Annotated in this window: 12 protein-coding genes and 1 riboswitch; of the genes, 1 reads left to right on the plus strand and 11 read right to left on the minus strand. The window is 36.1% G+C overall.

All coding sequences use genetic code 11. From position 1 onward, the window contains the following. Positions 1-5: 5 nt before the first annotated feature. From NHF50_RS04900 to NHF50_RS04915, 4 genes are read right to left on the minus strand one after another with little or no spacing between them, the layout of a single operon-like run. Positions 6-1,088, minus strand: a complete 1,083-nt coding sequence (locus tag NHF50_RS04900) for a bifunctional 3-deoxy-7-phosphoheptulonate synthase/chorismate mutase type II (protein ID WP_109568608.1) — start codon at positions 1,086-1,088, stop codon at positions 6-8. A gap of 5 nt (positions 1,089-1,093) precedes the next feature. Continuing rightward, on the minus strand, positions 1,094-1,951 hold the full coding sequence (locus NHF50_RS04905) for a prephenate dehydrogenase (protein ID WP_252775240.1): 858 nt from the start codon (positions 1,949-1,951) through the stop codon (positions 1,094-1,096). A 3-nt stretch (positions 1,952-1,954) separates the two neighbouring features. Then, complete coding sequence (locus NHF50_RS04910) at positions 1,955-3,127, minus strand: pyridoxal phosphate-dependent aminotransferase (RefSeq protein WP_252775241.1); 1,173 nt, start codon at positions 3,125-3,127, stop codon at positions 1,955-1,957. Then, positions 3,124-3,951, minus strand: a complete 828-nt coding sequence (locus NHF50_RS04915) for a prephenate dehydratase (RefSeq protein ID WP_109568611.1) — start codon at positions 3,949-3,951, stop codon at positions 3,124-3,126. Before NHF50_RS04915 ends, NHF50_RS04910 begins: the two co-directional genes overlap by 4 nt. A 365-nt stretch (positions 3,952-4,316) precedes the next feature. Here NHF50_RS04915 and gldA point away from each other — a divergent pair, with 365 nt between their 5' ends. Then, a complete protein-coding gene (gene gldA, locus NHF50_RS04920; protein ID WP_109570604.1) occupies positions 4,317-5,222 on the plus strand; it encodes a gliding motility-associated ABC transporter ATP-binding subunit GldA in 906 nt (301 codons plus the stop codon). 43 nt (positions 5,223-5,265) lie between these two features. On the opposite strand, the gene NHF50_RS04925 is transcribed toward gldA, so the two are convergent. The 7 genes from NHF50_RS04925 to NHF50_RS04955 all read right to left on the minus strand — a co-directional run bounded on the left by NHF50_RS04925 (position 5,266) and on the right by NHF50_RS04955 (position 15,760). Then, positions 5,266-5,655 carry a tol-pal system YbgF family protein gene (locus NHF50_RS04925; RefSeq protein ID WP_170108170.1) on the minus strand — a complete coding sequence of 130 codons (390 nt, stop codon included), beginning with the start codon at positions 5,653-5,655 and terminating at the stop codon, positions 5,266-5,268. Between the two features lie 75 nt (positions 5,656-5,730). After that, the gene (gene metF, locus NHF50_RS04930) at positions 5,731-6,687 is read right to left on the minus strand and encodes a methylenetetrahydrofolate reductase [NAD(P)H] (protein ID WP_252775242.1); all 957 of its coding nucleotides are present in this window, start codon (positions 6,685-6,687) and stop codon (positions 5,731-5,733) included. Between the two features lie 64 nt (positions 6,688-6,751). Continuing rightward, complete coding sequence (locus NHF50_RS04935; protein WP_252775243.1) at positions 6,752-9,895, minus strand: vitamin B12 dependent-methionine synthase activation domain-containing protein; 3,144 nt, start codon at positions 9,893-9,895, stop codon at positions 6,752-6,754. After that, positions 9,895-10,884, minus strand: a complete 990-nt coding sequence (locus tag NHF50_RS04940; RefSeq protein WP_252775244.1) for a homocysteine S-methyltransferase family protein — start codon at positions 10,882-10,884, stop codon at positions 9,895-9,897. The genes NHF50_RS04935 and NHF50_RS04940 overlap by 1 nt, the downstream gene beginning before the upstream one ends. Before the next feature lie 63 nt (positions 10,885-10,947). Then, positions 10,948-11,054, minus strand: a riboswitch (SAM riboswitch). Between the two features lie 145 nt (positions 11,055-11,199). Next, positions 11,200-12,381, minus strand: coding sequence for a PLP-dependent aspartate aminotransferase family protein (locus tag NHF50_RS04945; protein WP_252775245.1), 1,182 nt, complete (start codon positions 12,379-12,381; stop codon positions 11,200-11,202). A 5-nt stretch (positions 12,382-12,386) separates the two neighbouring features. After that, positions 12,387-14,798, minus strand: coding sequence for a bifunctional aspartate kinase/homoserine dehydrogenase I (gene thrA / locus NHF50_RS04950; RefSeq protein ID WP_252775246.1), 2,412 nt, complete (start codon positions 14,796-14,798; stop codon positions 12,387-12,389). Next, entirely contained in the window at positions 14,795-15,760 is a 966-nt protein-coding gene (locus NHF50_RS04955) for an alpha/beta fold hydrolase (RefSeq protein WP_252775247.1), read from the minus strand. Before NHF50_RS04955 ends, thrA begins: the two co-directional genes overlap by 4 nt. Positions 15,761-15,781 lie beyond the last annotated feature (21 nt).

A 15,781-nucleotide genomic window follows, 5' to 3' on the forward strand; every position in this document is an offset into this window, starting at 1 on the left:
AATCTTTATTTTTTATAAACTTTTTCTTGATGATTAATACTTTCCTGATGAATTGCCTTAAATATTCGCAATACGAATTCTTCGCTTAAACCTTTATTTTCTCCATCTAAGATCATTTTCCCTAAAACTTCATTCCAACGTTTATTTTGCAAAATAGCCACATTCTTTTCCTTTTTCAGTCCACCGATCTGATCTGCAATTTTCATTCGCCCTCCCAAAATTTCTAATATTTTTTCGTCATACTCGTCGATTTGGGCTCTTAATTTAGCTAATCTTGAATTGTAATCGTCTGCTTCGTCGGTTTCCTTACGAACTTTTAAATCTTTAAAAATTTGTTTTAAAGCAGTTGGTGTCACTTGCTGAGCAGCATCACTCCATGCGTTATCGGGATCAATATGTGTTTCAATAATCAATCCGTCGAAATTCAGATCTAACGCTTGTTGTGAAACATCCTGAATCATATCTCTTTTTCCTGTAATATGTGAAGGATCACAGATTAACGGCAAATCAGGAAAACGATTTTGCAATTCAATGGCAATCTGCCATTCCGGATTGTTGCGGTATTTTGTTTTTTCGTATGTTGAAAAACCACGGTGAATTACACCCAACTTTTTAATATCAGCATTATACAAACGTTCTAATCCACCAATCCATAAGGCTAAATCAGGATTTACCGGATTCTTTACCAATACAATTTTATCGGTTCCGCGCAAAGCATCTGCAACTTCCTGAACGGCAAATGGGTTTACCGTTGTACGAGCACCAATCCACAACACATCAATATCATGCTCCAGTGCTAACTGAACGTGAGCTGCCGTTGCTACTTCAGTCGCCATTAAAAGTCCGGTTTCTGCTTTTGCTTTTTGCAACCACTTTAATCCGATAGCCCCAACACCTTCAAATCCACCCGGACGCGTTCTCGGTTTCCATATTCCGGCTCTGAAAACTGAAACATCTGAGTCTTTCAATTCATGTGCAATTTTTAACACCTGATCTTCTGTTTCAGCACTACATGGTCCGGCGATCACTAACGGATGATCTAATTTGAATTCGTCTAACCAGGTTCTCATTTCTTTTTTATTTTCCATAACTCTTATTTTTTAATACTTATTCCGTTTAATATTTCTTTTATTCTATTGGTATTTTGCATTTCGTCATAAACTTTCTCAAAAGAATCATCCTCTAACAAAGCTTTGAAATTACTTAAATTATCTATGTACTCTTTTAAGGATTCTAAAACAAATTGTTTATTTTGTTTAAAAATAGGCGTCCACATGGCAGGCGAACTTTTCGCTAAACGAACGGTACTTTCAAATCCACTTCCTGCCAAATCAAAAATATCGCGTTCATTCTGTTCTTTTTCAATCACCGTTTTCCCTAACATAAAGGAACTGATATGCGACAAATGTGAAACATAAGCGATGTGCTTGTCATGTGCCACCGGATCCATGTATCGGATACGCATCCCTATTTTCTTGAACATGTCCAAAGCTCGTTCTTGCAACTTAAATGCTGTTTTTTCGACTTCACAAATAATATTGGTTTTACCTTCAAACAACCCTTCCAATGCTGCTTCTGGTCCAGAGAACTCTGTTCCGGCAATAGGGTGTGCTGCTAAAAAGTTACGCCTGTTAGGATGGTTCTTGACTTTTTCACAAATAGTATATTTAGTAGAACCTACATCAAAAACCAAGGTATCTCCTTTAACCAGGTCCAAAACTTGTTCCAATATAACAGCACTTACATCTACCGGAACCGAAACAATCACACAATCAGCATGCACCACGTCTTTTAGTGTTGCTTTTTGATCTACAACTCCTAATTCCAAAGCTGTATTCAGATGAGCTTCATTCAAATCAACACCAAAAACCGTTACATTATCCAACTGTTTTTTAAAATCTTTGGCTAACGATCCTCCAATCAACCCGATTCCTATAACATATATTTTCATCTACTATAATGCTATTTTAAGATCTAATGATAATTTTATTCTGTCGATAGCTTCTTCAAGTTGCTGTTCATTAGAACACAAAGAAAAACGAATGAACCCCGAACCATTGCTTCCGAATATTGTTCCCGGAGTAATAAAAATGTTCTTCTCATGCAATACCTTATCTATAAAAACTTCAGAATCCTGCCCTTCCGGCAGTTTTGCCCAAACAAACATTCCTACAGCTTTTTTATCATAGGTACATCCTAATTTATCTGCCAGTTTGAAAACTAATTTTCGCCGGTTCTCATAAATCTTATTCAATTGTATGAACCATTTATCCGGCAATGCCAATGCGACAACGGCTCCTTTTTGAATCCCATAAAACATTCCGCTATCCATATTGCTTTTTACTTTCAGAATGGCTTCAATAAATTTTGCATTACCACAAACCATTCCTATTCGCCAACCGGCCATATTAAAGGTTTTACTCAACGAATTTAATTCTAATGCCACTTCTTTGGCTCCCGGAACACTTAAAATTGATTGCGGGCTGTCGTTTAACACAAAACTATAAGGGTTGTCGTTCACCAAAATAATATGATGCTTTCGGGCAAAAGCGACCAATTTCTCAAAAAGTGCTTTACTACCTTTAGCACCCGTTGGCATGTGCGGATAACCAATCCACATCAATTTTACTTTTGAAAGATCTGATCTTTCTAAACGTTCAAAATCAGGTTCCCAATTATTCTCTGGTAACAAATCGTAAAAAACAGATTTTGCTTCCACTAAATGCGTTACCGAAGCATAGGTCGGATATCCCGGATTAGGTACTAGAACCTCATCTCCCGGATTTAAAAAAGCCATAGAAATATGCATAATCCCTTCTTTTGAGCCCATTAACGGCAGAATCTCCGTTGACGGATCTAATGCTACTTCATACCATTTCTGATAAAAAGCTTTCATTCCCTGACGTAATTCCGGCAAGCCTTGATAACTCTGATACTGATGCGCCTTTTCATGTGTCATACTCTCTACTATTGCATCTACGATAGATGCATCAGGAGCCAGATCCGGACTCCCGATTCCTAAATTGATAACAGGTTTACCTTCCTGTAGCATCTGAGCGACCTCTTTTAGCTTACGGGAAAAGTAGTATTCCTGTACCGTTTGCAATCTATTTGCTGTAGTTATCATATCGGGTTATTTTTATATTCTCCTAAAATTTTAAATTTTTCAGCCATGATCTTAATAATTGATTTGGCCTTTTCATAGTCTTTATATACTTCAAAAGTCACATCCACAAAAAAAGAATACTTAAAAGGTGTCTCAATAATAGGCATTGACTGTATTTTTGTTAAATTCAGCTTGCAATCACTCATTACGTTCAATATGGCAGCCAGACTTCCTCTTTTATGATCCAGTTCAAATTTCAAAGATGCTTTACTAATATCAGCTTGCGGAATTTCTACTTTCTGTTTAGACAGGATCACAAAACGCGTCATATTATTTTTTATCGTTTGAATTGAAGGCGCCAGTATTTCCAACTGATACATTTCAGCAGCCACTTCACTTCCTATCGCAGCAATTCCGGTTATTTTTTGATTAGATATCCTTTGTGCCGTTTCGGCTGTATCTTTATCTTCTACTAATTTAATATGCGGATATTTCTGTAAAAAATCCATACACTGTAATAGCGCCATTGGGTGTGAATGCACCTCTCTTATATCTTCTAAATCTTGCCCGTACAAAGCCAGCAGGTTCTGCTGAATAGGAATATGATATTCGCCTATAACCTGAAGATCATACTTATCAATTAAAGCATAATTAGGAATGATCGACCCGGCAATTGAATTTTCAATAGCCATAACTGCCTGCGTACTTTTCTCTTTCAGCAAACTCCCAACTAAATCCTCAAAAGATAAACATTCATCAATAGCCAAATCCTGCTTGTAATATTCCAAAACCACCTGATGATGAAAAGAACCTTTGATTCCCTGTATTGCTATCTTGTTTTCCATATATCAAAAAAAATCCCGAAGAAACTCTCCGGGATTGTTGTATATTTTTTTATGTTTTTACTAACCTGTTCATTTTTTTACATAACATAACAACAATCCCTTTTCTCTCCAGAAAAAGAAATAATAAAAGCTGTTAAAATATGTAAAGAAATTATTCAACATTTTGTCTTGTTTGATGCAGCTAATTTAATGAAAATTGTTAAACACCAAACATTTTTTAATATTTTTTTACGAAATCGTTTTAGTTTTAAATTTTGTTCAATACAAATTCATTGTATAATGTGATTCGTTCCGGTTTGGGTTTTTGTTTATCTTTACGACAAAATTTTAAATATCTTTACAGTTTAAAACAAGAAAGATCACGTATGTCAATAGTAGTTGAGAATATTTCTAAAACTTATGGTGAACAAAAAGCCCTTGATGCAATAAGTTTTTCAGTCAAAAAAGGAGAGATCGTTGGTTTTTTAGGACCGAATGGAGCCGGAAAATCAACTTTGATGAAAATTTTAACTACTTATTTAACGGCAGATAGCGGTAAAGCCGAAGTAAATGGCTTTGACGTGATTACTCAGGCTAAAGATGTTCAGAAATCAGTAGGTTATTTACCGGAACACAATCCGTTGTATCTGGATTTATATATCAGGGAATATTTGGCTTTTAATGCTGACGTTTACAAGGTAAACAAATCACGAATTGACGAGGTAATTGCCTTAACCGGACTAACTCCTGAAAGTCATAAAAAAATTGGCCAACTTTCCAAAGGATATCGCCAGCGTGTAGGTTTAGCCTGTGCTTTATTACACGATCCGGAAGTTTTGATTTTAGACGAACCTACTACAGGTTTGGATCCGAATCAATTAGTTGAGATTCGCGAATTGATTAAAAACATCGGAAAAGATAAAACGGTTTTTCTTTCTACACACATCATGCAAGAGGTTGAAGCTATTTGCGACCGTATCATTATCATCAATAAAGGAAATTTAGTTGAAGACAAAACCTTGAATTCTTTAGTAAAAGAACAAACACAGCAACAAGTTATAGAAGTAGAGTTTGATCTGGCTATTTCTGCTGAACAATTGGTTTTTGATTTTTTAATCCGCAAAAAACCTTTATCGGATACTGTTTGGGAGTTAACTTTTGAAGCGACCAGCGATATGCGTGGTAACGTATTTGATTTTGCTCAGCAAAACGGTTTTAAGATCTTACAATTGTCTCTTAAGAATAAAAATCTGGAACAAATTTTCAGAGAAAAAACATCCGGAAAAAAATAAATTAAATTCCGGATGCCTCTTCAACCTAAAAAACAACATTGATTTAGTTATTTGCTGCAATATACTCTTGCTGCAACTTATCTAAATCATCGTATACCTTAGCTAAAGCGTATTTAGAAAATTCCGGATCAATAAGATCACTGTAAATAAATACATCTTCTGTTAATCCATATTTAGCAATAGCAGTTTTCAGGCATTTTATTGCTTTTTTTGTATCGTCTAATTTATAATAACAATTAGCCATTTCCAGATAAATATCTTTTTTATCTGAGAAATCAGCGTCTTTACTATAGCTTTTATACAATTCTAAAGCTTTTTCGTAATTTCCGTTTTTGTAATAATCTCTTGCTTGTTTTAAAACTGCATCATTAAGATTTGCAAAACTAAATTGTAAAGAAAATACAACGAATAGAAGTAAGATAATCTTTTTCATAGGTAGGATCATTTAGAATTATCCCTTTAAAGGTACGAAAAAAATTATCTAACTTCAATAAAAAAACAGTAAATTTTAGAAGACTGCTGAAGCTATTCTTTTAATATTTTCGGCTTTCCCCATAGAATAATAATGTAAAACCGGTGTTCCTGCTGCAATCAATTGTTTGCTTTGTTCAATACACCACTCTATTCCTATTTGTTTTACGCCCTCATCATCTTTAGCCTTTACTACTTCCATAATCAAACAATCGGGCAGATCCACCTTAAAACGATGCGGAATAAGGTTCAATTGCTTTTTGGTAGCAATAGGCTTTAATCCCGGAATAATAGGTACTGTTATGCCTTCGGCTCTGCATTTACTTGCAAAGTCAAAAAACTTCTGGTTGTCAAAAAACATTTGGGTAATGATATAATCAGCTCCGTTTTTGATCTTTTGTTTCAGGAAATGAATATCACTATCCATACTTGGTGCTTCCATATGTTTTTCCGGATAACCGGCAACACCTATACAAAAATCAGTTGCAGTGGTATTCTTCAGATCTTCATCTAAATAAACTGACTTATTTAAGTTAGCTATTTGTTCCACTAGTTCAGAAGCATACCGATGTCCTTCTTTTTCAGGCTTAAAATAGATCTCGCTTTTTACAGCATCTCCGCGAAGTGCCACTACATTGTCAATTCCTAAGAAATCTAAATCGATCAGGAAGTTTTCAGTATCTTCTTTAGTAAATCCACCGCATAAAATATGCGGAATAGCATCTACCTGATACTTATTCTGGATAGCAGCACAAATGCCAACGGTTCCCGGTCGCTTTTTTACAATTTTTTTCTGCAACAATCCATTCGGAAGTTCTTTATATTCATATTCCTCCCGATGATAGGTAACATCAATAAAAGGAGGATTGAACTCCATTAACGGATCGATACCGTCAAATATCGACTGGATATTTTGCCCTTTTAAAGGCGGTAAAATTTCGAAAGAGAACAACGTCTTTCCGTTTGCGTTTTTTATATGTTCAGTTACTTTCATGAGCTTCCCCCGTTCCCTCCCAAAGAGGGGTGACTGAAGTGGGTAATCAGTTTTTAATTATTTTTTAGTTATCACTTATATTTGGTGCTAACCATTTTTGAGCTTCTTCAATGGTAATATTTCTTCTTTTGGCGTAATCTTCCACTTGGTCCTTTTTAATTTTTCCTAAACCAAAATATTTACTTTCCGGATTGGCAAAATAATAGCCCGAAACTGAAGCTGCCGGCCACATCGCCATGCTTTCGGTTAGTGTAACTCCTATTTGATTTTCAACATCTAACAGTTTCCAAATCGTTGGTTTTTCCAAATGATCAGGACAAGCCGGATAACCGGGAGCCGGACGAATTCCAACATAACTTTCTTTAATTAATTCGTTATTACTGAAATTTTCTTCTTGAGCATAACCCCAAAATTCTTTTCGAACTTTTAAATGCAAATATTCAGCGAAAGCTTCCGCCAAACGATCAGCAAGAGCTTTAACTAAAATAGAATTGTAATCGTCTAAATTCTTTTCGAACTCGGCTGCTTTTTCGTCTACACCAAAACCTGTAGTTACACAAAAGGTTCCAATGTAATCTTGTTTTCCACTTTCTTTTGGTGCAATAAAATCGGAAAGAGCAATATTGGGCGCACCAACCGTTTTTTGTGATTGTTGACGAAGCGTTAAAAATTTCTCGCTTCTCGACTCCGCTGGAAGTGACAAATCTAAAGTCAGAACTTCTATATCATCGTCATTCACTGTATTGGCTGGAAAAATTCCGAAAACCGCTTTGGCAACAAACCATTTTTCGTCAACAATTTGCTGTAACATTTTTTGAGCATCGGCAAATAAAGAAGTGGCTTGTTCGCCAACAACTTCGTCTGTTAAAATTGCCGGATATTTTCCGTACAATTCCCAAGATTGAAAAAATGGTGTCCAATCGATAAAATCAACCAATTCTGAAAGAGCAACTTCTAACGTTTGTGTTCCAATCTTATTTGGTTTTACCGGTTGGTACGTTTCCCAATCCACCTTGAATTTATTTTTACGCGCTTCTTCAATGGACAAGTAATTTTTCTCGCGACCACGATTCAAATAACCTTCTCTCAACTTATCGTATTCTTCACGAATGTTTTTGGCGTAATTTCCTTTGGTTTCGGTTTGCAACAAATTAGAAGCTACAGTTACCGCTCGCGATGCATCGTTTACGTGAACCACCGTATCTTTATATTCAGGTGCAATTTTTACAGCTGTATGCGCTCGGGAAGTCGTTGCGCCACCAATCATCATTGGAATATTGATATTTAGTTTATCCAATTCTTTGGCTAAATACACCATTTCGTCTAACGAAGGCGTAATTAATCCGCTTAACCCGATGATGTCCACTTTTTCTTTAATTGCTGTTTCAATAATTTTTTCGGGCGGAACCATAACTCCCAAATCGATAATTTCGAAATTATTACACGCCAAAACTACCGAAACAATATTTTTACCGATATCGTGAACATCGCCTTTTACAGTTGCCATCAAAATACGACCAGCCCCTCCCGTCCCCGAAGGGGAAGCTACACTGTTTGCGGTTATTTCTTTACGAATAAATTCAATAGTATTAAACAAATCATTTAACACTTGTCTATTGGTAAATCTTATCACTTTAAAACTTTTGGATTCAAGCCATTCCGTTCTTAATTGATCGTGCTCTTTCTGTTCTACTGTAGTATGAACCAAACCATCTACTTCTATAACCAATCGCTTTTCTAAACATACAAAATCAACAATGTATTCTCCGATTATATGCTGTCTCCTAAATTTAAAGCCATCCAATCCTTTATTCGATAAAACATTCCATAACATTTTCTCCGCTTCTGTCGGCTTATTCCGCATTTCTTTGGCTTTTTCTTTCAAAACTTCGTATAAAGCAGGGTTTGCAGTTTCCCATGATTGTTTTTCCTTATCATTTGAAACTCCCCCTTCGGGGGTTGGGGGGCTTATATAAGGCAGCAAATAGGCCACTGCTTTTTTCATCACTCGAGCCGATTTTACTACCTGAGGCAAAAACATTTTTCCGGAACCAAACAAATCACCCACTACATTCATTCCGTTCATTAAGTGATTTTCGATAACTTCAATAGGCTTGGTAACCGAAAGTCGAGCTTCTTCTACATCTTGCTCAATGAATTCGTCAACACCTTTTACTAACGAATGCGTCAATCGTTCCTGAATCGTACCGCTTCTCCATTGCTGACGCCTGTTCGCTTCGCTCGAGCCTTGAATTGCCTTTTCTGAAACTTTGGTATCGCCTTTAATTTTTTCGGCATACTCCAATAAACGTTCGGTTGCATCGTCTTTTCTGTCCAACAATACATCTTCAACATATTCCAGAAGTTCTTTGTCAATTTCATCGTAGATTTCCAACATTTCCGGATTTACGATTCCCATAGTCATTCCATGTTGAATGGCGTGAAATAGAAATACCGAATGCATGGCTTCGCGAACTTTATCGTTTCCACGAAAAGAAAACGAAACGTTACTTACACCGCCCGAAACATGAGCACATGGCAAGTTTTCACGAATCCATTTTGTTGCTTTGAAAAAATCAATTGCATTTTTACGATGTTCTTCCATTCCGGTTGCTACCGGAAAAATATTGGGATCAAAAATGATATCTTCGGCAGGAAAACCTACTTTTTGTACCAAGATATCATAAGAGCGTTTACAAATTTCAATTCGTCTTTCATAAGTATCGGCTTGACCTACTTCGTCAAAAGCCATAACAATTACAGCCGCACCATAACGATGAATTAATTTGGCATGATGAATAAATTTTTCTTCTCCTTCTTTTAAGGAAATTGAATTTACAACACCTTTACCTTGAACTACTTTTAAACCAGCTTCGATGATTTCCCATTTCGAACTATCAATCATCACCGGAACACGAGCAATATCGGGTTCGGCAGCAATTAAATTCAGGAATTTTGTCATAGCGTAAACGCCATCTAACATTCCTTCATCCATATTGATATCGATGATTTGGGCACCACCTTCTACTTGAGCTCTGGCAATATCCAATGCTTCATCGTATTTTTCTTCTTTAATTAATCGAAGAAATTTTCGTGAACCCGTAACGTTTGTTCGTTCCCCAACATTAATAAAATTAGATTCCGAAGTAACAATTAGCGGTTCTAATCCTGAAAGTTTTAAATATTTTGTACAGTCTGACTCTGCCATTATGCTTCAACTTGAGTAGTTCTTGGTTTAAATTCTTTTGCCACCTCAGCAATCAATTTAATGTGCTCGGGTGTCGTTCCGCAGCATCCGCCAACGATATTTACTAAATTTTCTTGTAAATAATCGCGAATCAATTGCTGCATTTCTTCCGGTGTTTGGTCATATTGTCCAAAGGCATTCGGTAAACCTGCATTAGGATGTGCCGAAATATTAAGACTGGTATTTTGACCTAATCTTTTTAAATACGGTTTCAACTGATCGGCTCCTAAAGCACAATTGAAGCCAACACTTAACAAAGGGATATGTTGAATAGAAATCAAGAATGCTTCTACTGTTTGCCCGGAAAGTGTTCGTCCGGAAGCATCTGTAATTGTTCCCGAAACCATAACAGGGACATCAATTTTTCGTTCTTCTTTTACTTCTTCAATAGCGAACAACGCCGCTTTGGCATTCAACGTATCAAAAATAGTTTCCACCAAAAGTAAATCGGCACCACCGTCTAACAACGCTTCAACTTGTTGTCGATAAGCAATCTTTAAATCGTCAAAAGTAACTGCACGAAATCCCGGATCATTAACATCGGGCGACATCGAAGCCGTACGGTTTGTAGGACCAATAGACCCTGCGACAAATCTTGGCTTATCTGTAAACTCATCGGCAACTTCACGAGCAATTTTAGCCGATTGAAAATTAAGTTCGTAAACTAAATCTTCCATGTGATAATCAGCCATACCAATGGTTGTCCCCGAAAAGGTATTGGTTTCCACAATATCAGCACCCGCTTCAAAATACGCACGATGCACTGATTTTACAGCTTCTGGTTGTGTTATAGAAAGTAAATCGTTATTTCCTTTTAAAGGGTATGGAAAATCTTTAAAGCGTTCGCCTCTAAAATCTTCTTCTTCAAATTTAAAGCGCTGCAACATGGTTCCCATGGCGCCGTCTAGCACTAAAATTCTTTTTTGTAATTCGTCTTGTATGGTTGGCATAACCTGATAACTTTATTCTTATTTCTTTTTGGTGTTTGTTATCAGTAGTTAGGAAAAAACTAAACGTTATCTGTTTCCGATTTGCATCAGAATAGAATGTAGCACCTTCTACAAGAGTAGGGTTGCTAAGCGTTCGTTGGGTCTATTCCCTCCCGCTTTCGTGATAACAAAAACACTATTTTTATGAACAATGCAAAAGTAATACTATTATTTTATTTTCGAAACATATTCTAAAAAAACAAATACAAACTCATTTTCTTAGAATATATTTCTGTTTTAATTCAAAAAATTAAACTTTTTTACAATAAAAATAGCCTAAACCTGATTTAAAGCCTGATCCAAATCAGCAATTACATCACTAACTGTCTCTAATCCAACGGAAATTCGGACTAAACCGTCAGTAATACTAACTGCTAAACGCTCTTCTACAGATAGTTTGCTATGCGTTGTTGAAGCTGGATGCGTCACAATTGTTCGGGTGTCTCCCAAATTGGCTGACAAAGAACATAATTTGATACTGTCTAAAAATCTTCTTCCGGCTTCTACTCCACCTTCAATTTCGATTGCGACAATAGTTCCGCCCAATTTCATTTGCTTTTTAGCAACCTCATATTGCGGATGCGATGGCAAAAACGGATATTTTACCGATTTTACATTCGGATGTTTTTCTAAAAATTGTGCAACTTCTAACGCATTTTCCGATTGTTTGGTTACACGAAGTGGTAATGTTTCTAAACTTTTTGACAAAACCCAAGCGTTAAATGGCGACAAAGCCGGACCGGTATTTCTTGAAAACAGATAAATTTCTCTGATCAAATCGGCTCTACCAACAGCAATTCCTCCTAAAACACGACCTTGACCGTCGATTAATTTGGTAGCCGAATGAATAACAATATCTGCACCAAATTGTATTGGATTTTGTAAATAAGGCGTTGCAAAACAATTGTCCACCACAAAAATCAAGTTGTGTTTTTTAGCAATTTTGCCTAAATATTCTAAATCCAAAATATCCACCGCCGGATTAGTTGGCGATTCTACATAAAGAATTTTAGTATTTTCTTGAATTTTAGACGTTACTTCTTCCGCATGATTTACATCAAAATACGTGGTTTGAATATTCCATTTTGGAAAATATTTGGTAAACAACGTGTGTGTTGAACCAAATACACTTCCCACAGAAACTATATGATCGCCCGCATTCAACAAAGTAGCCAACGTTCCATAAACGGCTGCCATTCCGGTTGCAAAAGCAAAACCATCTTCTGCACCTTCCATAATACAAATTTTCTCTACAAATTCAGAAGTATTTGGATTTGAAAATCGGCTGTATAAATTTCGTTCCTTCTCTTCAGCAAATGAAGCGCGCATGTCTTCTGCGTCTTCAAATATAAAACTTGACGTTAAGTACAACGGAACGGAATGCTCTTGAAATTCTGTTCGTTCTACCTGCGTGCGAATAATTTGTGTTTCTAATCCTAGTTTGTTTTGTGTGTTCATTTGTTTTATTTTTTTTCGGAAAGTCTTAAAATATCACCGAAAACGCCTCTTGCTGTTACCGAAGCTCCGGCTCCGGCTCCTTGAATGACGATAGGTTGCTCTCCGTAAGATTCAGTATAAATTTCGAAAATAGAATCGGAACCTTTAAGTGAACCTAAAGCTGAACTTACCGGAACGGAAACTAATTTCACTTCTAAATTTCCTTTTTCTTGTTGTAAATCGCCCGATAATTCACCGATGTAACGCAAGACATGATTCGATTCTTGTTGTTCTTTTACTTCTTGGTACACCGGATTCAGTTCGTTTAAACGTTGTAAAAAGTCTTGAGCTGAACCTTCACGTAAAAATTCCGGAATTAAATTTTGAATTTTGATTTCGTCGAACTCATTTTGTAATTCCAGTTCGCGTGCTAAAATCAATAATTTTCGACCTACGTCATTTCCGCATAAATCTTCACGCGGATCAGGTTCGGTAAAACCTTTATCAATCGCTTCTTGCAATACTTCTGAAAAGTTACGATCTTCTGCTGAGAAATGATTGAATAAATAGCTTAAAGTTCCTGAAAAAACACCTCTAATTTTAGTGATATTTTCACCCGAAAGATGCAATAATTTTATGGTATCAATTAATGGTAATCCGGCACCAACATTGGTTTCATACAAATATTCTTTTTGGTTTTTAGCCAAAACCGTTCTCAAATTTTGATAGAATTCGTAACTAATGGTATTGGCAATTTTATTGGACGAAATTAAATCGAAACCATTTTCGACTAACGGAATGTAGTTTTCTACGAAAGTTCCGTTTGCCGTATTATCAATCGCGATTAAATTTTCCAAATGATGGTCTTTTGCATATTCAATAACATCCGAAATGGCATAAGAAACACCCTTTTCGTTTACTTTTTCTCTCCAATTTTTAGTCGCTCCTTTTTTAGTTAACAACACTTTTTTAGAGTTGGCAATTGCGAAAACATTCAGCTTAATTCCTTTTTTCTCTTCAATCGTATCGGCTGATTGCAAAATTTGATCTAGCAATGTTCCGCCAACAGTTCCGTGACCGAAAACCGCGATATTTATTTTTTTGGCCACTCCGAAAATTTGTCCGTGAATTACGTTTAGCGCTTTTTTAACCTCATCGCGTTTGATGACTAAACTCACATTTTTTCCGGTAATTGTATTGTTGAATAAAATTGGAACGATATTATTGTTAATCAACGCTGTATACGATTTGTGAAACGTACTCAAATCTTGCCCAATGATAGAAATAACCGAAACATTATCTACAATTGAAATTCGGTTTACGTCTTTGGTATAAAAATCATTTTCAAACTCTTTTTCCAAACCAATAACCGCTTTGGTAGCATTGCTTGCCGCAACGACAATTCCTATTCCGCGTTCTGAAGAACCTTGCGAAATAATACTCACGCTGATATCATTATCGGCCATTACTTTGAAAATTCGGGCATCAACTCCGGTTTTTCCTAACAAACCTCGACCTTCAAAATTGATTAAAGAAACATCTGGCAATACCGAAAGCGATTTAATTCCTTCTAAAGTCAAGGCTGCACTAATTAAAGTTCCTTCGTTGTCATCATTAAACGTATTGACGATACGTAACGGAATATCTTTTTCTACTAAAGGCAAAATGGTTTTAGCATGCAGAATATTGGCTCCGAAATTGGCCAATTCATTCGCTTCATTAAACGTTAGGTGATCGATTTTTTTAGCATCAGCAACCCAATCCGGATTGGCAGTAAAAATTCCGTCTACGTGTGTATAATTTTGCAATTCTTTAGCTTCTAAAAAATTAGCTAATAAAGCCGCGGTATAATTACTTCCGTTTCTACCTAAAGTTGTGGTTTCGCCTGAAGCTGTTGCCGCGATGAATCCGGTTACCACGTTAACAACACCTTGATTTTCTTTGAAATACTGTTGGACTTTTTTCTTAGAAACCGCTTCAATAGGTTGCGCATTTCCAAAATTAGCATCGGTTACCAATACATTTCGGGCATCGACAAAATTGGCTTTTATTCCGTTTTCATTTAATAAATTGGTCAAATATTTAGCTGAAATAACTTCGCCTAAAGCCACCAATTGATCTTTCACTTTTTCACTATAATCGCCTAAAAGATTAACGCCTTCCAGGATTTTTTCGATCAACGAAAATTCTTTTTCTAAATTTAAAGTTGACGCATTATAACTTTGGTATTCTTTAAAAAGTTCCAAATCGTCACTATATGGAACATTGCCATGCGCTTTTTCCAACAACAATAACAATTCGTCCGTTGCATTCCCGCGAGCCGAAACTACAACGGTTACTTCTTCATTATTCGTTTGTTTTTTAGCTATAATTTGGAGTACATTTTGAATTCCTTGTCCGTTTGCTAAAGACTTTCCTCCGAATTTTAATATTTTCATTTGTTAAATATGTCTTTTAAAATAGTGTTGAGTTGTTCAAATTCGATTAAAAAGGCGTCGTGTCCGTGAATGGATTCAATTTGATGCCAGTTTACTTTTTTTCTTAGTTTTTTTAGGTTTTCATAAGTTTTTAGGTTCTCATCAGCTGTGAAAAAATAATCGGTATCGACCGCTACAATGTGAATTTCTGACGTTACTTTTTCAACGGTTTTTTCGAAATTTCCGTTGCCATTTGTAATATCAATAGTTCGCAACAAGTGATTCATCAATTTATAAGCCGATAATTGAAAACGTTTTTGCAGTTTATCGCCGTGATGTAACAACCAACTTTCAATTTGAAACAAATCGGAATCAGGTTGTTTTTCTCTGTTGAATTTAAACTGAAGTGATTGTGGCGTTCGGTACAACAACATGGCATGCATTCGCGCATCGGCAATTGGATTTTTAGAATTATTCAAAATCGAATCTTGAACCAAAACATTCGCCATTAACCAATCTGTCGATTTCCAATCGGTTGCCACCGGAATCAAATGCGAAATTTTTTCAGGCTCTTGAATTGCCATTTGCCAAGCAATTGCTCCGCCTAAACTTCCTCCTATGGCAGCATATAATTTTTCAATTTGTAAGCTTTCAACTCCTTTCCAAAAAGCAGCAGCGATATCAGCTACAGTAAAATCTTTATAATTCTCAATGCTGTTCTCTTGATCCTGATAGGTATTTCCCGGCACATTGAACGCTAAAATCGTATACTGATCGGTATCGATAGTTTTGCCTTCGCCAATAAGGCTATTCCACCAGCCGCTTTCGCCTATAACCTGAGAATTTCCGGTTAACGCATGATTGACCAAAACGACCGGTGCTTTTCCTAATTTTTGGCCAAATAATTGGTAGGACAAAATTATTTTGTCTTGAACTTTTTGATTTTGGAGTGTAAACTGATGAAAAACTAATTTCTGTATCACCTTAATAATTCTTTAAAAAAA

This window comes from Flavobacterium sp. NRK F10, assembly GCF_024054235.1.
Lineage (GTDB): Bacteria > Bacteroidota > Bacteroidia > Flavobacteriales > Flavobacteriaceae > Flavobacterium > Flavobacterium sediminis.